At 34.3% G+C, this 23,097-nt stretch carries 15 protein-coding genes and 2 pseudogenes; 9 read left to right on the plus strand and 8 right to left on the minus strand.

The genetic code is table 11. The features are described from left to right. The first annotated feature begins 92 nt into the window (after window positions 1–92). Window positions 93–1,775 carry a SulP family inorganic anion transporter gene (locus tag JCM15092_RS00255; protein WP_024992901.1) on the plus strand — a complete coding sequence of 561 codons (1,683 nt, stop codon included), beginning with the start codon at window positions 93–95 and terminating at the stop codon, window positions 1,773–1,775. Between the two features lie 427 nt (window positions 1,776–2,202). Then, window positions 2,203–4,116 carry a glycoside hydrolase family 127 protein gene (locus JCM15092_RS00260; RefSeq protein ID WP_051532434.1) on the plus strand — a complete coding sequence of 638 codons (1,914 nt, stop codon included), beginning with the start codon at window positions 2,203–2,205 and terminating at the stop codon, window positions 4,114–4,116. Window positions 4,117–4,219: 103 nt separating this feature from the next. Here the strand turns inward: JCM15092_RS00260 and JCM15092_RS14415 are convergent. Together JCM15092_RS14415 and JCM15092_RS00270 are read right to left on the minus strand one after the other, a co-directional pair. After that, a pseudogene (locus JCM15092_RS14415) lies at window positions 4,220–4,995 on the minus strand (radical SAM protein). 64 nt (window positions 4,996–5,059) lie between these two features. Beyond that, on the minus strand, window positions 5,060–7,063 hold the full coding sequence (locus tag JCM15092_RS00270) for a helix-hairpin-helix domain-containing protein (RefSeq protein WP_235782236.1): 2,004 nt from the start codon (window positions 7,061–7,063) through the stop codon (window positions 5,060–5,062). Between the two features lie 118 nt (window positions 7,064–7,181). On the opposite strand from JCM15092_RS00270, the gene JCM15092_RS00275 reads away from it, so the two are divergent. Beyond that, window positions 7,182–7,781: a DUF4294 domain-containing protein gene (locus tag JCM15092_RS00275; protein ID WP_024992904.1), complete on the plus strand. Its 600-nt coding sequence runs from the start codon at window positions 7,182–7,184 to the stop codon at window positions 7,779–7,781. 3 nt (window positions 7,782–7,784) lie between these two features. Here the strand turns inward: JCM15092_RS00275 and JCM15092_RS00280 are convergent, their stop codons facing one another. Further along, window positions 7,785–8,324, minus strand: a complete 540-nt coding sequence (locus JCM15092_RS00280; protein WP_024992905.1) for an RNA methyltransferase — start codon at window positions 8,322–8,324, stop codon at window positions 7,785–7,787. A 446-nt stretch (window positions 8,325–8,770) separates the two neighbouring features. Between JCM15092_RS00280 and nadA the strand changes: the two genes are divergently transcribed. Then, the gene (gene nadA, locus JCM15092_RS00285; protein ID WP_024992906.1) at window positions 8,771–9,763 is read left to right on the plus strand and encodes a quinolinate synthase NadA; all 993 of its coding nucleotides are present in this window, start codon (window positions 8,771–8,773) and stop codon (window positions 9,761–9,763) included. 88 nt (window positions 9,764–9,851) lie between these two features. Here nadA and JCM15092_RS00290 read toward each other — a convergent pair whose 3' ends face one another. The 4 genes and pseudogenes from JCM15092_RS00290 to JCM15092_RS17360 form a co-directional block, all read right to left on the minus strand. Beyond that, on the minus strand, window positions 9,852–10,439 hold the full coding sequence (locus JCM15092_RS00290) for a non-canonical purine NTP diphosphatase (RefSeq protein ID WP_024992907.1): 588 nt from the start codon (window positions 10,437–10,439) through the stop codon (window positions 9,852–9,854). Further along, on the minus strand, window positions 10,436–11,332 hold the full coding sequence (locus JCM15092_RS00295) for a YitT family protein (protein WP_024992908.1): 897 nt from the start codon (window positions 11,330–11,332) through the stop codon (window positions 10,436–10,438). The genes JCM15092_RS00290 and JCM15092_RS00295 overlap by 4 nt, the downstream gene beginning before the upstream one ends. 122 nt (window positions 11,333–11,454) lie before the next feature. Then, complete coding sequence (gene leuS / locus JCM15092_RS00300; RefSeq protein WP_024992909.1) at window positions 11,455–14,289, minus strand: leucine--tRNA ligase; 2,835 nt, start codon at window positions 14,287–14,289, stop codon at window positions 11,455–11,457. A 203-nt stretch (window positions 14,290–14,492) separates the two neighbouring features. After that, window positions 14,493–15,481: pseudogene (locus JCM15092_RS17360) on the minus strand (GNAT family N-acetyltransferase). A 396-nt stretch (window positions 15,482–15,877) separates the two neighbouring features. Between JCM15092_RS17360 and JCM15092_RS00315 the strand changes: the two are divergent. The 5 genes from JCM15092_RS00315 to JCM15092_RS16395 all read left to right on the plus strand — a co-directional run bounded on the left by JCM15092_RS00315 (window position 15,878) and on the right by JCM15092_RS16395 (window position 19,388). Beyond that, a complete protein-coding gene (locus JCM15092_RS00315; protein ID WP_024992910.1) occupies window positions 15,878–16,474 on the plus strand; it encodes an HU family DNA-binding protein in 597 nt (198 codons plus the stop codon). A gap of 311 nt (window positions 16,475–16,785) precedes the next feature. After that, window positions 16,786–17,673, plus strand: a complete 888-nt coding sequence (locus JCM15092_RS00320) for an alpha/beta hydrolase family protein (protein ID WP_024992911.1) — start codon at window positions 16,786–16,788, stop codon at window positions 17,671–17,673. Between the two features lie 106 nt (window positions 17,674–17,779). Beyond that, window positions 17,780–18,532, plus strand: a complete 753-nt coding sequence (locus JCM15092_RS16390) for a carboxylesterase family protein (RefSeq protein WP_084488383.1) — start codon at window positions 17,780–17,782, stop codon at window positions 18,530–18,532. 2 nt (window positions 18,533–18,534) lie between these two features. After that, window positions 18,535–18,690, plus strand: a complete 156-nt coding sequence (locus JCM15092_RS17165) for a hypothetical protein (RefSeq protein ID WP_159101351.1) — start codon at window positions 18,535–18,537, stop codon at window positions 18,688–18,690. Window positions 18,691–18,695: 5 nt separating this feature from the next. Continuing rightward, window positions 18,696–19,388: a carboxylesterase family protein gene (locus tag JCM15092_RS16395; RefSeq protein WP_159101352.1), complete on the plus strand. Its 693-nt coding sequence runs from the start codon at window positions 18,696–18,698 to the stop codon at window positions 19,386–19,388. 187 nt (window positions 19,389–19,575) lie between these two features. Here the strand turns inward: JCM15092_RS16395 and JCM15092_RS00330 are convergent, their stop codons facing one another. Then, entirely contained in the window at window positions 19,576–23,001 is a 3,426-nt protein-coding gene (locus tag JCM15092_RS00330; protein WP_024992912.1) for a two-component regulator propeller domain-containing protein, read from the minus strand. Between the last annotated feature and the right edge of the window lie 96 nt (window positions 23,002–23,097).

A 23,097-nucleotide genomic window follows, 5' to 3' on the forward strand; every position in this document is an offset into this window, starting at 1 on the left:
GTCACTATTATGTTTTTAAACATAAAAAAAGTCTTTAACTTTGCACCTTCTTAAAAAAATATAATTTTTCTCACCAAGAAAAACTCATATAAATGAAAGCATTTGATTTTAAGCCAAAACTTTTCACTTCATTAAAGAACTACAAAAAGCAAGATCTTTCTGCCGACATAATGGCGGGAATTATTGTAGGTATCGTTGCTCTTCCTTTGGCGATTGCATTCGGTATTGCATCAGGAGTATCGCCTGAAAAAGGTATTATCACAGCAATTGTTGCTGGTCTGATAATCTCTCTATTGGGAGGAAGTAAAGTACAGATAGGTGGTCCTACAGGAGCATTTATTGTAATTATCTATGAAATCATACAACAATATGGCATTGCAGGTCTTACTGTTGCAACAATTATTGCCGGAGTCCTTCTTATTCTTCTTGGAATATTTAAACTTGGAGCAGTAATCAAGTTCATACCATATCCTATCATTGTAGGTTTCACAAGTGGTATAGCACTTACTATCTTCACTACTCAAATAGCCGATGTGTTTGGTCTCACTTTTGGTGGAGAGAAGCTTCCTGGCGACTTCGTTGGCAAGTGGATTATGTACTTCCAACATTTTGACTCAATAAATTGGTGGAATACTTTAGTAAGTATTGTAAGTATAACCATAATAGCTATCACTCCACGCTTCTCGAAAAAAATACCTGGTTCACTTATTGCAATTATTGTTGTAACAATAGCTGTCTATTTTATGAAAGTATATGGAGGCATAGAATCTATAGATACCATTGGAGATAGATTTATTATTCAGTCAAAACTTCCTGCAGCAGTTATTCCTGAACTAAATTGGAATGCAATAAGAGAACTGTTCCCTGTAGCAATAACAATTGCTGTACTTGGAGCAATTGAATCTTTACTCTCTGCAACTGTTGCTGATGGTGTTATAAACGACCGTCACGATTCAAATACAGAGCTTATAGCTCAAGGTGTAGCAAATATAGCTTCTCCAATATTCGGAGGTATCCCTGCTACAGGTGCTATTGCGAGAACAATGACTAATATAAACAATGGCGGTAAAACTCCTGTTGCCGGTCTTATTCATGCTGTTGTGCTTCTACTCATTTTTCTGTTCTTTATGCCTCTTGCTCAATATATCCCTATGGCATGTCTTGCCGGCGTATTGGTAATTGTATCATATAACATGAGCGGATGGCGTACATTCAAGGCATTATTGAAGAATCCAAAATCGGATGTTACCGTACTATTTATAACATTCCTGCTTACAGTTATTTTCGACCTTACAGTGGCAATAGAGGTAGGACTTGTTATAGCATGTGTACTCTTTATGAGACGTGTTATGGAGACAACAGAGATATCTGTTATCAAAGATGAGATTGATCCAAACAATGATACTGATGCTACTTTAAATGAAGAGAGCCTTACAATACCTAAAGGTGTAGAGGTTTACGAAATCAACGGACCATACTTCTTCGGTATTGCAACCAGATTCGAAGAGACAATGGCTCAACTTGGCGATCGTCCGAAAGTACGTATCATTAGAATGCGCAAAGTTCCTTTCATAGATTCAACAGGTATTCATAACCTTACTAACTTATGTAGAATGTCTAAGAGAGAGAATATACATATCATTCTTTCCGGAGTAAATGAAAAGGTACATAATGTACTTGAGAAATCGGGATTCTACAATCTGCTTGGAGAGGATAATATATGCAAAAACATTAATGAAGCTCTTGAGAAAGCTGAAAAGATTGTTTCAAAGTAATTTAAATTACATACCATAATAAAAATGGATTGTTCGTGAAATATGAACAATCCATTTTTTATACCATTAAATATAATAATAAACATATTGTTGAAAACATTATAAACAGCGGTTTATCAAGATTCAATATATTATTTATTATATTTATATAACTATTATTCAAAAATTTAACAATACCATTATCACAATAAATCATTCATTAAATCTACAATCATCAACTCTTTATCAACAGCGTTATTAACATACTGTCAACAATTGATAAATACAGTGTGAAATATTGATAGCCAAACCAATACATTGTAAAATATAGGTTTATTATCTGATAATATTGTATTAGTTTATCTTTTTATTAAGAGATAATTTTGTGATATAACTTATATAAATCAAAATGCTAAAAAAAATATCATTTCTATTGTTTTGCTGCTTTTTGCATAATCAAGCTTTTTCACAAGTAATCTATATCAACGACAATGGTAAGGTTAAGACAGATAAAAGTGAGTTGTTCAAATCTATTAAAGAGCCGGATATCTCAATTAGCCCTTTACCACTGAAGAATGTAAAGTTACTTAACAGCCTATTTTATCAAAGATATGAGCTGAATAGAAAATATATGCTAAGCTTGGACAATAATAAGCTCTTACAGAACTTCTATTATGAAGCCGGTATATCAAAATCTGGTAATATTACTGTCAATAAAGATGGCAATTATCAAGATTTCTATTGGGGTTGGGAATCACCAAGTAATCAGTTGCGCGGCCATTTTCTTGGTCATTGGCTTTCGGCTGCTGCCTATATGTATGCTGAAACAGGCGATCCTGTAATTAAAAATAAAGCTGATCAGATTATTGATGAATTGGCTATTTGCCAGAAGAATAATGGAGGAGAGTGGGTTGGTTCAATTCCTGAGAAATACCTTTATCTCATGGCTAAAGGAGAACAGATATGGTCACCTCAATATACTCTTCATAAAACATTGATGGGACTTTACGATATGTATGCTAAAGCAGGGTCAAAAAAGGCTCTTGAAATAGCAGACAAATTTGCAGATTGGTTTCATAAATGGACAGGTGAAATGATAGCCCAAAATAACATTAGTGCGATATATGGTGGTGAAACAAGTGGTATGTTGGAAATATGGGCTGACCTATATGAGGCAACCCATAAACAGAAATATATCGATCTTATGGAGAGATATGGTAATCCACAACTGTTTCAATCACTGATGAACGGTGAAGATGCTTTGACATGTGAACATGCAAATGCAAGTATTCCTTGGTCTCATGGCGCTGCAAAGACATATGAAGTTACCGGTAATAGCTATTGGAAAGAGCTAACATTGGCTTTTTGGAAAAATGCCGTTACTGATAGAGGTTACTATTGCACAGGAGGACAAAATGCAGGAGAGTTTTGGATCCCAAAAAATAAGTTACCTCAGTTTATGGGAAAAAATAACCAGGAACATTGTACTGTATATAATATGATACGTACCGCAGATTACCTATACAGATGGACTGGAGATGTAAAGTATGCAGATTATATCGAAAGAAACATTTATAATGGCCTTTTAGCCCAACAACACCCTGCTACCGGAATGGTAGCATATTTCCTACCTATGGGTTCAGGATATCTAAAAGGAGGAGAAAAAGGATGGGGACATCCTACAATGGACTTTTATTGTTGCCATGGGTCATTGGTCCAGGCACAAACCCGTTATCTGGAGTATATATATTATCAATCTAATAATGGTATCATTATTAGTCAGTATATACCTTCTGAACTTCAATGGGAAAAAGATGGAACTAAAGTATCATTAAAACAAGATTTTGCTGCCCACAAATTCAGCAGAGATTATTCTGTCAACAGATGGAAAATGGATATTGAAGTAAACAGTGAAAAACCTGTTACTTTCGATCTCCAATTGCGCTTACCATGGTGGCTGAAAGAAAAAGCTATAATCTTTGTAAATGGCAAACAAGAAAATGTAAATACTATAAATGGCTATTTTACTATAAAACGTGAATGGAATAATGATAAAATATCTGTTGAATTCCCATCCGAAATATACGCTGAGCCACTACCTGATTCCAAAAATGTAGTTGCATATATGGAAGGCCCTGTTGTACTTGCCGGGTTATGCGATAATGAAGTAGAATTACAATGTAATCCGAAAAAACCTGAATTGGTTTTATCACGTGAGTATAACCAAGAGTATAAGGAAATACGTTGGACACAAAGCCATTATAAAACTACAGGACAAAAGAATAATATACGTTTTGTTCCATTATATGAAATAGGTGATGAACACTACAGCATATATTTCCCTCTGAAAAGTGAAAAGTGAAAAGTAATACCTAATACTATTTAGAAATATAATTCAATTTTATGCCGATTAGCCACTGTAGGCTAATCGGCATTTTCTATTCTAAATATTCTCGCTGTATTAATCAATAAGATATTGAACATTCAATTCCTGCAGCTTCAACTTTCTTACCTATTCTATCAAGCTCCTCTTTAGTGGCTTTAAGCAGATCCTTATTTGGAGTTTCCCTGTCAATGGTATATATCATAACTTGACTTGGAGAGATATATTTTACCTTTTCCAACCATTTGTCAACAAACTCATCACCTGTGTTATCAACACTCTTTCCATTAACTGTGCCCTTCATAAACATGGTCTGAATGATACACTTACCATTAAAGTCCTTCATCTTTTCAATGATCTTATCAACATCAAAATTACATGATGGACGGTCCACTTCATTGATATAGTCTTTGTCAACAGTATCTAACTTAAGTATATTGTTGTCAACTTTACAAAGCGCCTCAAATACCTTTTGCTTATCTATGAAGGTAGAGTTAGAAAGGACACTAACCTTCGCATCTGGAAAATATTTATTACGCAAATCAATGACATCGTCTATAATCTCCGGAAATGAAGGATGAGAAGTTGGCTCACCATTCCCAGCAAAAGTAAGTACATCAGGAGAAGGACCATTATTTTTCATATCAATGAGTCTCTTTTCAAGAGCTTCCCTTACCTCTTTACGAGAAGGCAATTTTTTCTTTGGACGATTATCGCATTATAGCCACATTCACAATAAACACAATCGAAAGTACAGAACTTTCCATCTTCGGGAAGCAGGTTAATTCCAAGCGATACACCAAGTCTTCGGCTGTGAATAGGACCGAAGATAGGAGAAGGATAAATTATTGTTGACATAAATACCTATTTATATAACTTATTCAAAGATATAACAATTATCTATTACTAATTATTGGCAAAATTAAAATTTATAACATAGCATAACATTTATATCACTCTTAACATTACCTTCAATCAAATCGTTTCCGCTTCCAATATCATCTCGGTTGTTGTAACAGGTTGTGGAAAACTTTCCATAAACAGTTATATTCTTGGTGGGTGAATATTTTAGATTGACCGCCCCTCTAAATCCTTTGTAGTAGAATGAAGGAATAGAAAAAGCATATTTCACACCTCTCTCATAAAGTGATATGCGTGATTCATAACTGTCGGTATTAAAGTATGCACAATGAAGGTACAACTCAATTGGTATTGTTGAAAACTTGAAATTGGCTGTTTGAGACAGCAAATATCCTTTAGAACTCGATTTACCTTTATAGTTCATCATTGATCCCTCTACAGTGGTTGTGGTAGTAATAACAGGGTTAATATCGTAGTTCATCTGCACTTTTGCCCTTCTCTGAGTATATGGCAACACTACCTTATCACCATTTTCTGACCAGTTCTTATCTTTTTCTTTCTGCCTGTATCTTATTAACAATTTCAGTTTATTTATCGGTGAATAAACTGTTTGCAAAGTAAAATCATATCCTTTTGTTCCATACTTCTCAACAAGATATCTTTTATTAGGAAAATAAAATAAATCACCATATCCACTGAATTGCAAATTATCTAATATACTGTATTCCATACCTATATAAACACCGCTTTCATTTTGTACTCTTCCACCCTCACTTACTGAATTAGCATAAATAGTCTGATATTTAGCATCATAAAATCTGTTCATAACTATGAATCTCTTTTTATGATCCGGTGAATAACTCAACATATTTATAGTAGCTATAGAGCCTTTGCCGTCAACTGCACACTCCCCTGAAAAAATAAACTTATTAATAAAAAACTTATAGTTTGCACCAACATTATAAAACTGCTTACCACGTGGATAAAATCTATTATAGTATTTCATCTCAGGATTTAACATCTTGTTGAAAACATTATAAACTGCAGTTAATCCAAGTTCAACATATTTACCATTATACGATAAGTTACTTCCTATCAAGCTATTAGTAAATTTATTTTTCTTCTTAAACTCGCTGTTTTGTCTATGATATCCATCCTTTTTCAACGATGTTATAAACAAGCTATCAACAGTTCCATCCATATTTCTATAAGATCCAAAGAGATCAATGTTAATCCTATCAGATAGTTTATAGCTCAATGCGGCACCTTGTAAATAGTTATATTCATCTGTTGAAGAGTGCTTCTTTATACCTCCCTTTCGTCTTTCAATAGTGTATAATGAAGAACTCTTTCCAAAAAACATATCCATGTTTATAACCATTCCATATCCGTAGTTAACCCTATAGTTACCAATAGCTAAGCTCTTTAATCTCTTAATATTTCTAAGCATTAGATATACAGAATAGTAATCATATCCTTTATTGTTTACATTAGAAAAGAACGGCTCTCCAAAATCTTTCTCTGCAGTAAATCCGAAATTGACTCTTTGCCCATACTTATATTGATATCTTATGTTATTATAATAATTACCCCCTTGGTATTTTCTGGTATCATCTTTTATATAATAACCTTTCCTTTTATATAGCGGAATATCAACCCTTGTTGATAATTCATTTTTTCCATACTTAATAAGATTCTTAACAGTTGGCATACCTCTCTCAGTTTCAACTCTTTGAACCTGTACATAAGGTAATAACATCTCTATTGTACGCCTGTCAATATCTTCAATGAGGAACAGTTCTTTAGTACTAAGCATCGGTCCATATCGATATATGTAATATAGAATGTTTTCAATAACCTTGTCAGTTAAAAAAGGAAACATCTCTAGCTCTTCCTTTGTGGTATTATTTAAATTGATAGGATTGTCCTTAAAATCTTCCAGCTCTTCGAATGTGTTTTGAAGATAATATAAATTATCCTCTTCATCATTTATCATCTGTTGTTGAACATCCTCATAACCACTTTGAGAAGCTACTTTATCAATAATCAAAAAATTTGATATCAAAATAATTAAAGTTGTTTTCAACAATCTGTTCATAGTTGTTTATAGTTGAATTCATTTTAACTTAATTAATAAAGTAAAAAGTATTATGAAACATTATTCTTACTATTTTTGCAGCGATATGAAAAGGAAAATAATAATATTGTTATTTATCTTGTTTGCTAATATCATACATGTTTATTCGCAACAAATAATTCCTGCTGAAAATGGCTTTCTAGTGACAGCAGAGGTAATTGACGGGGATACTGTTCCATCTATTACGCTGCCTAATATATATGTATTTAAACCACTTGTATTTAAGAATAACCGTGAGCGTAAAGCATACTATAAATTAGTAAGGGATGTAAAGAAAACACTTCCAATAGCAATGGAAGTTAACCGTGCAATAATAGAAACATATGAATATCTACAGACTATACCTGATAAGAAGGATAGAGATAAACATCTGAAAAGAGTAGAAAAAGGTCTAAAAGAGCAATATACTCCAAGAATGAAAAAAATGACTTTTGCTCAAGGCAAGTTGTTGATAAAACTGATAAACAGAGAAACTTCCTCATCATCTTATGAATTAGTAAAGGCATTTATCGGGCCATTTAAAGCTGGTTTATATCAGACATTTGCAGCTCTATTTGGTGCCAGTTTAAAAAAGGAATACCATCCTGAGGATGAAGATCAATTAACAGAAAGAGTGGTACTACTTGTTGAAAGTGGTCAATTATAAATATCAGACTCTGTTCTTCATCATCTTTGATGCCAATTCCCAAAGTATTATACCTGTTGTAACAGATACATTCAAAGAGTGTTTAGTTCCATATTGTGGAATTTCAATACATCCGTCGCAGATATTAACAACTTCTTGTTTAACACCTTTGACTTCATTACCCATAATTACAGCATATTTTTTATCTGAATCAAGTTTAACTTTATCAAGCATTGTACTACCCTCTACCTGTTCTATTGATATAACTGTAAATCCATCTTTATGTAACTCATTTACAGCATCAATAGTACTTTCAAAATATTTCCATTCGACAGTATCTTCAGCGCCTAAAGCAGTCTTATGAATTTCAGCATTAGGAGGAGTAGCAGTTATACCACATAGATATATCTTATCAACAAGAAATGCATCAGAAGTACGAAATACTGAACCTATGTTGTGCATACTTCGTATATCATCTAATACGACAATTAGAGGAAGTTTCTTAACTTTATGAAATTCTTCAACAGTAAGTCTATGTAAATCAGTAATCTTTCGTTTTCTCATTTTCTATGCAAAATCTTTATGCAAATATAATAAACTAATTCACATTAGCATGTTGATATGTGTTGAAAACCTGTAAAAAGGATGGGCATATATTTTAATAAGTATTCCTTGCTTTTATCATTATAATATATATGACAGGATATGAATAAACATTACAAATAAAATATGAAGTATTTAATAATGTTGTATGAACACTTTTTTATCAGCTTTTTTCTATCAAAAAGAAGTAAAGTTCTTAACTTTGTTTCGTATTAACAAGATGTTGATATAATATAGAATCATATATAAATCAGCAAGTAAACTTGTTAGTAATATATTAATAAATGAGATTGAAAAGATAATATCTTTAAAAGCAAGAAAAAGCTATTTTATTTAATAACACTATTAACAGGATATTATCATTAACATAAATATCTTCTATTTTAAAAGAATAAAATATATATATAATGAAAAAGGAAGAGTGGTTGATAAAGGGATATGTTACTGAATCCATTGACAAGTCGGTTGACCTTAAGACAGAGATACGTAAACTTTGTAAAGAGAAGAATGCAGTTATATTAGCTCACTACTACCAAAAAGGTGAGATACAAGATATAGCTGACTGTGTGGGTGATTCTTTAGCTCTTGCTCAATGGGCAGCAAAAACTCAAGCAGATATAATTGTTTTATGTGGTGTTCATTTCATGGGTGAAACAGCTAAGATACTCTCTCCTGATAAAAAGGTTATTGTTCCTGATCTCAATGCCGGATGTTCATTAGCTGACAGCTGTCCTGCAGATAAGTTTGCAGAATTTGTAAAGGAGCATCCTGATCATACTGTTATATCTTATGTAAATACTACAGCAGCAGTTAAAGCAGTAACTGATGTTGTAGTAACATCTACTAATGCTAAGCAGATAGTTGACAGTTTTCCAAAAGATGAGAAGATAATATTTGGGCCAGATAGAAACTTAGGAAACTATATAAATTCAATTACTAATAGAAATATGCTATTGTGGGATGGTGCTTGTCACGTTCATGAACAGTTCTCTGTTGAAAAGATTGTAGAGCTGAAGAAAGAATATCCTGATGCTGAGATTCTGGTACATCCGGAATGTAAAGGTGCAATAGTTAAGCTGGCAGATTTGGTAGGCTCCACAGCAGCCATTTTAAAGCATGCTGTTAAGAGCGAAAAGAAAAACTTTATAGTTGCTACTGAAAGCGGTATTCTTCACGAGATGCGCAAGCAATGCCCAAATAAGAACTTTATTCCTGCCCCTCCTGAAGATTCAACATGTGCATGCAATGAATGCAATTTTATGCGTCTTAATACAATGGAGAAACTATATAACTCATTGAAATATGAATGGCCGGTGATAGAAGTTGATGAAGCTATATCTAAAGAGGCAGTAAAACCTATTAAGAAGATGCTTGATATCTCTGCTAAACTTGGATTGTAATAATTATTAGTATTTATCTATAATTAATAATCCCACTTCATATATAAATTTTGAAGTGGAATTATTTTATTTATAGGGACTGTTTTTATTATTTATAAGTTTTAAGGAAGTGAATTAGTTTTTCAACAGCTTTTGCTCTGTGACTTATTTTGTTCTTAATATCTGTTCCAAGTTCAGCAAAACTCTTGTCATATCCTTCTGGGATAAATATAGGATCGTATCCGAATCCTCCTTCTCCTTTTTTCTCTTTACTTATAGAACCTTTCGCAATTCCCTCGAAGATATGTTCCTTTCCATTAATAATAAGACAAATTACTGTCCTGAATTGTGCTTTTCTATTCTCTTTTCCATAAAGGTTATGTAGAAGCTTCTGCATGTTTGCCAATGAATCATGTCCATCTCCACCGGCATAACGTGCTGAGTATACCCCAGGAGCTCCATTTAATGCTTCCACTTCAAGGCCTGTATCGTCAGCAAAACAATCTATCGAGTAATTCTCATTAATGTATTCAGCTTTAAGAATAGCATTACCTTCAAGAGTTTCGGCCGTCTCAGGAATATCAACATCACAGTTAATATCTTTCAAACTTAACAGTTCAATTTTATCTCCCAATATGGATGAGATTTCATTAAGTTTATGTGCATTGTTAGTCGCGAAAACAAGTCTCTTTATCATTTTATTTTAAGTTTATCAAATCCTTCACCATAGACTCCCACAACATTACTTTGTGATATGAAAGCATTCTGGTCTATATCTTTTACAACTCTGAATATATCGAGTGACTGGCTCTTCTTAGCAAGTATTACTACAACCTTAATATCTTGTTTGCTATACCATCCTTTTCCGTCTAAGAGCGTAACTCCTCTGTCAACCTTGTTAGATATTGCTTCGGCTATTTCTTCGTGTTTGCGGCTAAAAATAAGGAATTGAACAGACTGGCGTGTACTGTTGATAAGCCAGTCTATAATATAGCTCATTATAAAAAGTGTCACAAAGCCAAATACTACTCTTCTCCAATCATGGAAAATAAAATAGCATGATGAAATAATGATTATATCACAATACATAATCATTCTTCCAAGAGTAACATCCTTGTATTTATTAACAATAAGTGCAATTATATCAGTGCCTCCTGTACTTCCATTATTAGTAAATACTATGCCAACACCAAATCCCAAAAGGCTGGCTCCTATTACACAAGCCATAAAATCTTGTCCTACTCCCAAAAATTGAGGGAGTTTTCCACTATCATCTTTCAGAATATTTTGGAAAAACCATAGAAAGAATGTTAGAACCAATATCGCATAAATTGTTTTAATGCTGAATTTAGGACCTAATATTTTAAGCGCTACAGCTAGTAATATCGAATTTATGATAAGATAAGATATCTGTATCTCTATGCCTGTTGCATAATAGATTATAGCAGCAATACCAGTTACACCACCGGTGGTAACTTGATAAGGTAGCATAAAAGCAGCCCAACCAAATGCATAACATAATAGTCCGAATGTTATTGCAATATAGTCTCTCAGCTCACGATTTGATATAGCTAAATAAAATTTATTCATAATTTATTATTAATGAGTATAAATCAATTTATGCATATTGGGCGGAAACAATTAATCCATTATCATTAATAATGAAATAACAGTATCCGCCCATTTAGTTATATTTTATCCACTAATGGATATTACAGTACTATGTTTACAATCTTTTTAGGAACAATAATAACCTTTTTAGGAGTTTTTCCCTCTATCCATTTCTGTGCCTGTTCACAACTCATCACAGCTGCTTCAATAGTAGCATTGTCAGCATCTGACGGGAATGACATATTGAATCTTGCTTTTCCGTTGAATGAGATAGTATAGTTTACTGAATCTTCTTTCAGATAATCTTCATTATATGAAGGCCACTGTGCGTCACAGATTGATGTATTGTTTCCTAATGCTTCCCATAACTCTTCAGCAAGGTGAGGAGCAAAAGGAGTTATAAGAACAAGAAGATCGCTAAGAACTGACTTATTGTGGCATTTCAACTGAGTAAGTTCGTTTACACAAATCATAAATGCACTGATAGATGTATTGTATGAGAATAGTTCAATATCTGAACTGATCTTCTTAATAAGCTTGTGTATAGCTTTTAGTTCATCTTTTGTTGCCTCTTTATCTTCAATAAGGAAAGCACCATCTCTGTTATAGAATAGAGCCCATAGTTTCTTCAGGAAGCGGTGAACGCCGTCAATACCGTTAGTATCCCATGGCTTTGACTGTTCAACAGGACCAAGGAACATTTCGTACATACGAAGTGTGTCGGCACCATATCTCTCTACTATCATATCAGGATTTACAACATTGAACATAGACTTACTCATCTTTTCAACAGCCCATCCACAGATATATTTACCATCTTCAAGGATAAATTCAGCATCCTTATAGTCTGGACGCCAGTTACGGAATGCCTCAACATCAAGAATATCGTTTGATACAATGTTTACGTCAACATGAAGTGGAGTAACATCATACTGATCTTTCAGATTAAGAGAGACGAATGTATTTGTATCTTTAATACGGTATACAAAGTTACTTCTTCCCTGTATCATACCTTGGTTGACAAGTTTTTTAAATGGCTCTTCCTTGATGCTTACTTTCATATCATAAAGGAACTTATTCCAGAAACGAGAGTAGATAAGGTGACCTGTAGCATGTTCAGTTCCACCTACGTATAGGTCTACACTCTGCCAATATTTATCTGCCTTTTCAGAAACAAGAGACTTGTTATTATGTGGATCCATATATCTCAAGTAGTAAGCGCTTGAACCTGCAAATCCAGGCATGGTATTTAGTTCCAGTGGAAAAACAGTCTTATTGTCAATTAGTGAGTTTTCTACAACTTCACCTTTCTCAACATTCCAAGCCCATCTCTTTGCGTGTCCCAATGGAGGTTCGCCAGTCTCAGTAGGAAGGAATTTCTCAACATCAGGAAGTTGAAGAGGAAGCTTGCTCTCTTCGATCATATATGGCATTCCATCTTTGTAATAAACAGGGAATGGTTCACCCCAATATCTCTGACGGCTGAATATAGCATCACGAAGACGGAAGTTAACTTTTACACGTCCAAGATTATTAGATTTCACATACTCTTTTGTAGCAGCTATAGCCTCTTTGATTGTCTTACCATTAAGATTCAGATTGCAGTAAGGTTTAACACCCTCTTTTGGAGAGTTGCATACTATACCCTCTTTAGCATCGAAACTCTCTTCACTTACATCACAACCCTCTACGAGTGGTATGATAGGTAAGTTGAAATGTTTAGCAAAAGCATAGTCACGACTATCGTGAGCAGGAACAGCCATGATGGCTCCGGTACCATATCCTGCAAGTACATAGTCGCTGATCCATACAGGAACAGATTCTCCAGTGAATGGGTTGACAGCATATGAACCACTGAATACGCCTGTTACTTTTCTATCAGCTATACGCTCTCGCTCTGTACGTTTCTTTGTTCTGTCAAGATAAGCGTCAACTTCTGCCTTCTGTTCAGCAGTAGTAAGTTGTGCTACAAGTTCACTCTCAGGAGCAAGAACCATGAAGGTAACTCCGAACATAGTATCAGCACGAGTTGTGAATATTGTGAATTCAATATCACTATCTTTAACTTTGAACTGAACCTCTGTACCTTCAGAACGGCCAATCCAGTTACGTTGTGTCTCTTTTAATGATTCTGTCCAATCGATAGTATCTAACCCGTCTAGTAATCTCTGTGCATAGGCAGATACTCTTAAACACCATTGACGCATCTTCTTCTGAATAACAGGATATCCACCTCTTTCGGATACACCGTCAACGACCTCATCGTTGGCAAGTACAGTACCAAGTTCAGGACACCAGTTAACCATAGTCTCACCAAGGTAAGCTATACGGTAGTTCATAAGTGTTTCCTGCTGTTGGTTAACACTCATTGCATTCCACTCTTCAGCAGTGAATGAGAGTTCCTCGCTGCAAGCAACATTAAGATCTTTAGAATCCTGTTGGCTGAAAGCTTCAATAAGTTCACTTATAGGACGAGCCTCTTTCTCATCATTGCAGTAGTAACTATTGAACATCTTTTGGAATGCCCATTGAGTCCAGTGGTAATAATCAGGTTCGCATGTTCTGATTTCGCGGTCCCAGTCAAAGCAAAAACCAATCTTATCTAACTGTTCACGATATCTGTTTATATTGTTTACAGTAGTGATAGCAGGATGTTGTCCTGTCTGAATAGCATATTGTTCGGCAGGAAGACCATAAGCATCGTACCCCATAGGATTAAGAACATTGAATCCTTGTAGGCGTTTGTATCGTGCATATATATCACTTGCTATATATCCCAGGGGATGACCAACATGAAGTCCTGCTCCAGAAGGATAAGGGAACATGTTTAGTACATAAAATTTTTTCTTTGACTCATCTTCACTAACATGATAGGTCTTGTTATCGACCCATTTCTGTTGCCATTTCTTTTCAATTTCCCTGAAATTATATTCCATGATTATTATATCTTTTATTATTAAATACTTTATATGTAATGATTTGCAAAGATAGTGAAACTACCTCTTAATAGCCTTATATTGTTTGAAAAAATATCTTATTTAGGTTGTTTGCTGCTTAATATCATTCTTCGTTATTGTAACAACATCACTTGTTGACATTTTATTAATCAACAGATAATGGAACGTTAGTGCTATCTGCTCTATTTCATTTTCTTCCACTCGTCATTAATGAGAGAAAAAGAGTCTAAATCAAAAATTTTACCATCATATCTCATCTCAGCGCCGCGAATTATACCTTCGTATTTGAATACGCATTTTTCAATTACTCTTCTTGAACGTTTATTGAATGAGTAACAACAACAAGAAATGATGTCAAGACCTAATTCATTAAATCCATAATCTATTACAGTTTTAGACGCTTCACTCATTATTCCTTTTCCCCAGTATCTTTCGATAATGCATAGCCAAGCATGAGAGCTTTAGGGTTTTCTCTTTTTGGATCATTTATAAGTCCCACAGTACCTATGAGCTTATTATTATCCTTGAGTACAATACCGAAGACGCTATTCTGGCCCATGAATATTACTTTCATCAATTCTTTGCTCTCCTCTAAACTTTTATGAGGTTCCCATCCTGCATTTGGTCCTACATCAGGGTTTTTGGAGTATTCAAATATATCTTCAGCATCACTGCTTTTTATATGTCTTAATATCAATCTTTCAGTCTCTAAAGATTTCGGAACGATTTTTTTCTTCATGCAAATGGAATCTTTCATACATCTATACTCAGCATAATTTGGTATAACTTTGTATCCCATCTTTTTATACATGTTATGTGCTTCATAGAGTTTATCTCCTGTTTCAAGCAGAGTAAAATGATAGTTCTCACGTCTTGCTATTTTCTCCAAAATAGAGACAATAAGTTTGCCGTATCCTTTTTTTCGAAATTCACTTTTAACATAGACTCTCTTTATTTCTGCGCAGCGTTTGCTATATCTTCTTATAGCTCCGCACGCTATGGGCCTACCATCCTCAAGGAGTAAGGCAACGTTTGTTTTACCACAAATATTGTTTGAGCAGCCACATTTATTCTGCTTTTCCTCTCCCATCCTATCTTCTAATACTTGGTCAAGTTCCTTACAGAGATTATTAAATCTCTCGTCAGTTCCGTTAGTGTAGACAATTTCCATTTTTATAATAGTATTTTATCACTACAAAAATATGAAATTGTTATGGTTTATATATTATTTGTCACAATTAACTTATAATAAAGAGTTTAGTATTTATAAAAAACTGTCAAGTTTACTGTATATCTTTAAGTAACTATTTATCGCTTCATGCCAGTAATTTATAACTCTATTTTGTATATTATTAAGAGTACTTTCTTAGCTTTTTCACCATATATTATATTGATAATCAATAGCGTAATTGAAAGTTTTTTTGTATATTTAGTATGATATAGTACTCAATATATATAAAGTATCCGATTCACAGCTGTGAGTTATATAGACTTCACTGATGTCTATATAGACAACAGTTGTTGAGTTAGAAAGAGATGATAATTAACCTAATAACATATTATAATTATGGCAATAGAGTATGGATTCTGGCCACAACCTTCAGCATCTGTGAAGGATGGTGGAAAAAGACTTTTCCCCAGATTAATATCTAAGGGAACAGTTACAATTAATGATATTGTTGATGATATAGTAAGAGGCACCTCTTTCTCTCGTGCGGACATAGTAGGTGTCATTTCATCATTGGAAGAAAAGATGGCGCAATACATCTCTTATGGTTATCATTTTGAACTTGGCAATATAGGCTATTTCTCTGCCAAGCTATCTGCTGCTTCAGTAGAAGATGTTAAAGATATCCATTCACAGAGCATAGAGATTTCTAATGTTAACTTCCGTGCTACTGCATCATTCAAGAGAGCCTGCAAGGGAAAGATTGAGAGAGCCAAGGAGGGCTTCAGGAATAGTAGGGAGATATCTGTAGATGAGTGTAAAGATAAGGTGATGGAATATTTAAATAATAACATTTATCTTACCATACCCGACTTCTGCTCTATTACGGGATTATTACCTGGGAAAGGGAGAAGGATGATAAATTCTCTTGTTAATGAGGGATTCCTAACTTTCTCAGGAGTGTGCAACAGAAAGATATATCATTTCAAAAAATAATGATGAGGCTAATCCCAAAGGATTGACCTCATCACATATTGGACAACTGATTATATATCAAGAATTGTTTTTTCTGCTGCCCTATGATCCTATAATAAAGACTGCTTAGGTAATTAATTTTTAAATACTCAACTATTCATATTATTCTATAATTTCTTTGTTCAACCATAATATTTCATGTCTCTGCAAAACACGTTTGTAAGATAATATAATTGTCTATTTTATATCTTAATTTGTCTATTTTAGTTATCATTCATTTATGTTGCAAGGTTAATTTTGCAACTCAAATTCATGTTTAAATTTCGAATAAAATGATTAAAAGAGTTAGTGTATTATTACCATTTTTATTTTTCCTTATTTCAGTAGAGGGAAGCCAGAAAACAGAAGCTTTAAACAATAAATCTGAGTATGATAGCCAGAATAGTTCTTGTGAATTGATGATGAGATATAAGGAAGTTGGCTCAGTAGTAAAAGAGTTGACCATTAAAAATGGGAACCGGAATATTTATGGAGTGGTAAGTGAACCTATTCAAAAAGATAAAAAAAAAGTAGCTATAATAAGCCATGGGTTTAATGGGACTCATGATTTCGCAACTGATTATTATGAAATGCTTCATTCATTAGGATATATTGTTTATGGATTTGATTTCCCATGTGGTTCCATAAATAGTCGTAGTGATGCAAATACTATGAACATGTCTATTTTAGATGAAAAGAAAGATCTTGAGAGTATTGTAGAATATTTCGAGAAACGGTCTGATGTGGATACTAATAATATAATATTAATAGGTGAAAGCCAAGGTGGACTTGTTTCTGCATTGGCTGCAGCAGATTTGAAAGAACGTATTTCAAAATTAATTCTTATCTATCCGGCATTATGCATACCAGACAATTGGAACAAACGTTATCCACAAACAAATGATATACTCGACACCACATTTGTATGGAAAGTGCCTATAGGGAAAAGGTTTTTCATGGAACTTAGAGATATGAATGTATACGATATGATAACACGCTATAATGGACCCGTAAAAATCATTCATGGATCTAAGGATGTTGTAGTGCCACTAAGCTATTCTGAAAAAGTAACGAAGTTGTATGATAAAGCGCAACTAAATGTCATCACAGGAGCAGGGCATGGTTTTAAGCCTGATGAACGAATCATATCTAATAAATTCATATACGAGTTCTTAAAATAGACCACAAAAACGACATTTAGCCATTTTGTCAAATATGTGTCCGGCCTTTGGTAGATTTCTATTTACCTTAGTTTCAATGAAATATTTTTATTAATTAAAAAAGACAATGAAACAATTAATTCTACTTTTATCCATTATGTTGTCAGCCGGGTGCGTATGGGCGCAGGATACTCCAGAGTCGAGTGTCATTATCAATAGTACCACAAAGGCTTCAACTACACAAACAGAGTATGGTAAGGTATGTGGTTATATCTATAAAGGTATATATACATACAAAGGTATTCCTTATGCACAGGCAAAGCGTTTTGAAACGCCAAAGGCGCTAGAACCATGGTCTGGCATACGATCATGCAGGACATATGGGCCATCTGCACCACAACCTACTTCAAATCGTTGGAACAATGATGCCGGTGCATTTTTCTATTTATGGTATGAGGGCCGTCAGAGTGAAGATTGTCTTTGTCTAAATGTATGGACTAAAGGAATTAATGATGGTAAAAAACGTCCTGTATTAGTGTGGTTCCACGGAGGAGGCTTTGCTGAAGGCTGCGGGCAAGATCATCCAGGATATCATGGGCATAATCTTGCAGATAAGGGCGATGTGGTAGTAGTAACAGTAAACCACAGACTTAACACTTTAGGATACACAGACTTGTCGGAATATGGCGATAAGTACAAATATTCTGGGAATGTAGGTAATATAGATCTTGTAGAAGCACTAAAATGGGTACGTGATAATATTTCTAATTTTGGAGGCGATCCAAACTGCGTCACCATATTTGGTCAAAGTGGTGGAGGAGCTAAAGTATCAAGTATGCTCTGTATGCCTATGGCTAAGGATTATTCCATCGCGCAATGATTATGAGTGGATCTGGATTTATGTGTGGGCAGAATAAGGAAATAGCGCATAAGATAGGAAGACGTACAGTGGAGCTTCTTGGATTGAATAAAGATAATATTGATGATATACAAAAGGTAGATTATGAGAAACTATATGAGGCGAATACAAAAGCATGAGTGAAATGTCTCAGGAAATAAGACGTAGCCCATCAGGACGTTTTGTTTCATGGGAGCCTATTGTTGATGGAGATGCTTTACCGGATGCACTTTGGGAAAATGGGTCAGAGAAGATCAGCAGTAATGTTCCGCTCATCATAGGTTCTACATTGAATGAGTTTGTTGGTGGTAATAAACCTAAAGCAGGAATTAATACTTGGGATGATGTAAAGGCAGATTTAGGTAAGACTATGGGTAAAGATGCCGGAGAATTTGTTGATGCATTCCGCGAAGCATATCCTGCTGCCGGCATTGATGAAATTTATCGTCTTGATACAATGGTACGTCCTGCTGCTTTACAGCAATTGCACAAAAGAGTAGCCGATAATGGTGCACCTGTGTGGAATTATCTTTTCACATATCAGTTGAAAGGTGAGGATGGAAATTTCCATGCCGGACACAACGGAGATATTCCTTTCTATTTCAATAACGTTGTTAGAAGTGCTAATATGACAGGAGCAACTCCGGATGGAATTGCACTTGGCGATACAATGAGCAGTGTATTGATAAATTTTGCACGTACCGGTAGACCTTATGCACCAGGAATGCCGGAGTGGAAACCTTCAACAGCAAAGGAAGTGAACACAATGATATGGAATACCCCTAAAGTAATGCAGGTATCTAATCATGATAAGAGACTTGTTGAACATATGAAATAAATAGTATAGGTATGATTAAGATAAAAAATGTCTATTCCTAAATAAACATTACAAGTTTATTGGACAATAGTACAAACATTAACTTATCCCTGCAAGTCAGCTTGCAGGGATATTTTGTTTATGGTTATTGTTGAATGTTTTTGTTATTAGTAAGCATAAGCTATGCCTCTGTTAAAGGGCATACCAATCAGTTATCATTATTATTGTAATTTGAGCGGATATACTGTGTAGGTGTTACACCAAATGCATTTGTGAAACACTTTGAGAAATACCCGGTATTTGAAAAACCTACCATGTACATGACTTCCGAAACCGAGAACTGTCCGCCACGAAGTAGTATAGATGCTCGTTTCATTCTGATATCTCGAATATATTCAACAGGAGTGAGACCAGTCATATACTTAATCTTTCTATAAAGCATTTTATCACCTATACCCAAAGCCTGTTGTAACTTACTAACATTGAAATCGCTATCACTTATATGTTCTCCAATAATAGAAATGGCTTCAAGTAGTAAACGTTCGTCACTTTTACTATTTATCGTACTCTTTTCAGTGCTTGTATGTATTTCATTATCAGAATTTATATCGTCAACTTCTAATTTATTTGATTCCAGTATTTCTTCATTTATATCAATAGGAATTTGTATCACAAAAGCATCACCATCATTTGCCTGTACTACGCCGATACTTCCACTATATTTTTCCACATATTGGCTTATCATATAAAGCATAGGAGTATAATCATCTGGTGCGTCGGGCATCTGAAGAGCATAACGCTGGAACAGAAATGGGCATATTTCACTTGGAATATGCATAGTATTACTCTTGGCTGTTATTATCAGTTTTTTATTAGATGATAAATAATTTATAGATATATTCACAGATCCACCACTCTCTGAATGCTGTATTACATAGCCTAGCAGAATACAATATAAAGAGTTGACTTCAGTTATATCGGATTTTTCATAGAGATGAGGAGTAAAAGAAGAAAATGTGAGTTTTATATCTTTCTTAGCCCCTTCTGATTTCATCTCATCTACCATTTGATGAGATAATTCAACGATATCCAAAAGAGTATCATTCGAGGTAAATTTGTTGGAAGTACTGGCTTCAGAGGCTTCTCTAATGAGAGAGTTTAGTCGTGTCGACTCATGACGTATTTCCTCAAGATGATGCAACATCTCCTTTTTAGGATTAGAACCTAGCAACTGAATCATTGGGTTCATAATAGAGCCTAATGATACTCTTATCTCTGAATATATATACTGATAATAGCTAATACGACTCTGCGATTCTTGCATAATTTTTACCTTAGCTTCATGTTCTTGCCTAAGTCGTCTTCTTACCATATAATAATGTATCACTAAATATGCTAAACCTACAATAAGTATAAAATATAGCAGTTTCATCCACCACATTAGATACCATGGTGGAAATATGTCTATCTCTAAGCTATATACTTCATCTTTTATATTACCAAATCCATCTATAGTGAATACTTGCAATGTATAGTTACCATATGGTAGTCCGTTATAGCTAACTTGGTATGTTTCAGAATTCAACCGTTGCCAGCTATTATCAACTCCTTCCAATTTATACGCATATAGATGTTGTACCTTATTTAAATAGGGTAAATCAGAAAACATAAACACAAGATTATTTTCATCAAAAGATAGTTTAATGTTTTTATTAAGAGTTCTATTAGGTTGATCAGACAGTTGTTGTTCATTGACCAATATTTCAGACAATACTAGTTGAGCACTATCATGCCTCTTATCAATAGATGTAGGATCGAGAATCATCAGTCCGTCTATGCTCCCTATGTAGAATCGTTTGGTATTAGGTGAATATAATCCTGATGTTGCAGCGTAAAAAGGTATTTTATATAGTTCTATTTCTTTTGAATTCTTTATTATTCGATATTCATTTTGGCTGATAGCCCACAATTGATTACCCACACTGTTTATGGTAAGTATCTTCTCTTTTGAAGTACCATACCTCAATTCATCAATCTTTTTCCCATCAGTCGCGAAATGTAGAAAGCGTCCGGATGAAGCAACCCATATTTCATTTTGATTTACAATAGTCATAGCATCAATATTATCTTTCATTACATTATGCACTTTACAGTCTATTGTATTTATTCTCATCAGGCCTTGTGAGGAGGTTGCCCATATTTGTCCCTGTTTGTCGAGGGCTATATGACTAAAATGGGTTTCAGGCATAAGTACTATATCAGCTTCAATTTCTTTATCATTAGAACTAAGCAAACGTTTTTTTGAGATAATATATAGTCCATTATATGATGCTATCCACAAGCGCCCATGCTCATCTTCTGTCATACCGTAAGCCCATCTCGCTGTGTAATGATGATTACTGTCTGTTACAACTATGTTGCGTAGTTGCCTAGTAGAGGAAAGATAAAGATTGATTCCTAAATCAGTTGATATCCATATATTATGCTCTCTATCTTCGAAAAATGAACGTACTCTATTGTGAGTAATTGGATATTGAGGATTGCCATCACGATACCATGTCCAATTGCCGTCAATAGGGTAACGTATCAAACCGCTTGATCCTCCTATCCATAGTGTATGTTCGCTATCTTCGAAAACATTTTCAATATAATTGCCCGTAGTGTACCCGGTCATCTGAAAGATAGAATTATATTTAAAAAGGGGGTGATGTGCTGATGTTGAGAAACCATTATCAGTGCCCAACCATAAATTGTCGTTGCAATCTAGAAAAGTACGCCATATTATATTGTTGGGTATACTTCTTGAATCTTTAGAGTCATGGTATAGGTGTAAGATATCGGAGTCAGATTTTATATATAATCCATTGTCAGTTCCTATATATAAACGGCCTTTCTTATCTTGTGCTAATGTCTTAATAGATATATTACGCAATAGCAATTCTTCTGAGAACTCATTATTACTTGCATTATATGCAAAAAATCTTCCAAAAGCCCAAATCCAGTATTTATCTTTTACATTTCTGTCAGAGATTATGGCACTTATATACGATTTACGTTGACCGGCTACAGGTATTTCATGAAAAGATTTTCCATTAACGAAGTATAGGCCGTATAGTGTACCAACTAGAAGCCCTTTATGCGTAGACACTATAGAATATATGTCCGTTATTTTATTATTTATAATATCAACCTTACCGCTATTTGGCGTGTAGCAATAAAGTCCTTGGTCTGCCCCGAAATATAAACGATTATCATGTTTTACAATTGTACGGGCATTTGTTATATGTGGCTGAATCGGATAGTGATAGACAAGAGTTCGACGGTTGAATATGGCTATTCCTTTATCACATGCCATATAAATGGAATCACCAACGATTGATAGATCGAATACCGAATGTGGTGAAGAGCTGGACATATGGGCACGAGGGAAGCTATTATATCCATTATAACAATAAAGCCCATTATCGAGAGTGCCAATCCATATTAAGCCTTCATCATCTTGTGCAAAGCTAGATACTGTGTTGCAGCCAGGTATTTGATGATTCCTAAATGAAATCTCTTCAGCTGCTTTGGCATGTTGAATAGTATTATATAGTAATAGAATCAGAAAAAAAAGGGTTAACCTAAGTTTCATATCTTAAAGGAATTATGATTTGTATGACTACAAAGTTGATAAAATTAATAAATATCGGAAATTATAGATCGCGCTTTTTTCCCATTTGTCTTTTTT

It is taken from the genome of Phocaeicola paurosaccharolyticus JCM 15092 (assembly GCF_000613805.1).
Lineage (GTDB): Bacteria > Bacteroidota > Bacteroidia > Bacteroidales > Bacteroidaceae > Phocaeicola > Phocaeicola paurosaccharolyticus.

What these genes read in the sequence shown, in the direction of transcription:
- JCM15092_RS00315 (WP_024992910.1), top strand. Translation starts at nt 15,878, where the DNA reads ATGGCAATAGAGTATGGATTCTGGCCACAACCTTCAGCATCTGTGAAG.
- leuS (WP_024992909.1), bottom strand. Translation starts at nt 14,289, where the DNA reads ATGGAATATAATTTCAGGGAAATTGAAAAGAAATGGCAACAGAAATGG.
- JCM15092_RS16390 (WP_084488383.1), top strand. Translation starts at nt 17,780, where the DNA reads ATGAAACAATTAATTCTACTTTTATCCATTATGTTGTCAGCCGGGTGC.
- JCM15092_RS00280 (WP_024992905.1), bottom strand. Translation starts at nt 8,324, where the DNA reads ATGAGAAAACGAAAGATTACTGATTTACATAGACTTACTGTTGAAGAA.
- JCM15092_RS00255 (WP_024992901.1), top strand. Translation starts at nt 93, where the DNA reads ATGAAAGCATTTGATTTTAAGCCAAAACTTTTCACTTCATTAAAGAAC.
- JCM15092_RS17165 (WP_159101351.1), top strand. Translation starts at nt 18,535, where the DNA reads ATGAGTGGATCTGGATTTATGTGTGGGCAGAATAAGGAAATAGCGCAT.
- JCM15092_RS00290 (WP_024992907.1), bottom strand. Translation starts at nt 10,439, where the DNA reads ATGATAAAGAGACTTGTTTTCGCGACTAACAATGCACATAAACTTAAT.
- JCM15092_RS00320 (WP_024992911.1), top strand. Translation starts at nt 16,786, where the DNA reads ATGATTAAAAGAGTTAGTGTATTATTACCATTTTTATTTTTCCTTATT.
- JCM15092_RS00275 (WP_024992904.1), top strand. Translation starts at nt 7,182, where the DNA reads ATGAAAAGGAAAATAATAATATTGTTATTTATCTTGTTTGCTAATATC.
- nadA (WP_024992906.1), top strand. Translation starts at nt 8,771, where the DNA reads ATGAAAAAGGAAGAGTGGTTGATAAAGGGATATGTTACTGAATCCATT.
- JCM15092_RS00330 (WP_024992912.1), bottom strand. Translation starts at nt 23,001, where the DNA reads ATGAAACTTAGGTTAACCCTTTTTTTTCTGATTCTATTACTATATAAT.
- JCM15092_RS16395 (WP_159101352.1), top strand. Translation starts at nt 18,696, where the DNA reads ATGTCTCAGGAAATAAGACGTAGCCCATCAGGACGTTTTGTTTCATGG.
- JCM15092_RS00295 (WP_024992908.1), bottom strand. Translation starts at nt 11,332, where the DNA reads ATGAATAAATTTTATTTAGCTATATCAAATCGTGAGCTGAGAGACTAT.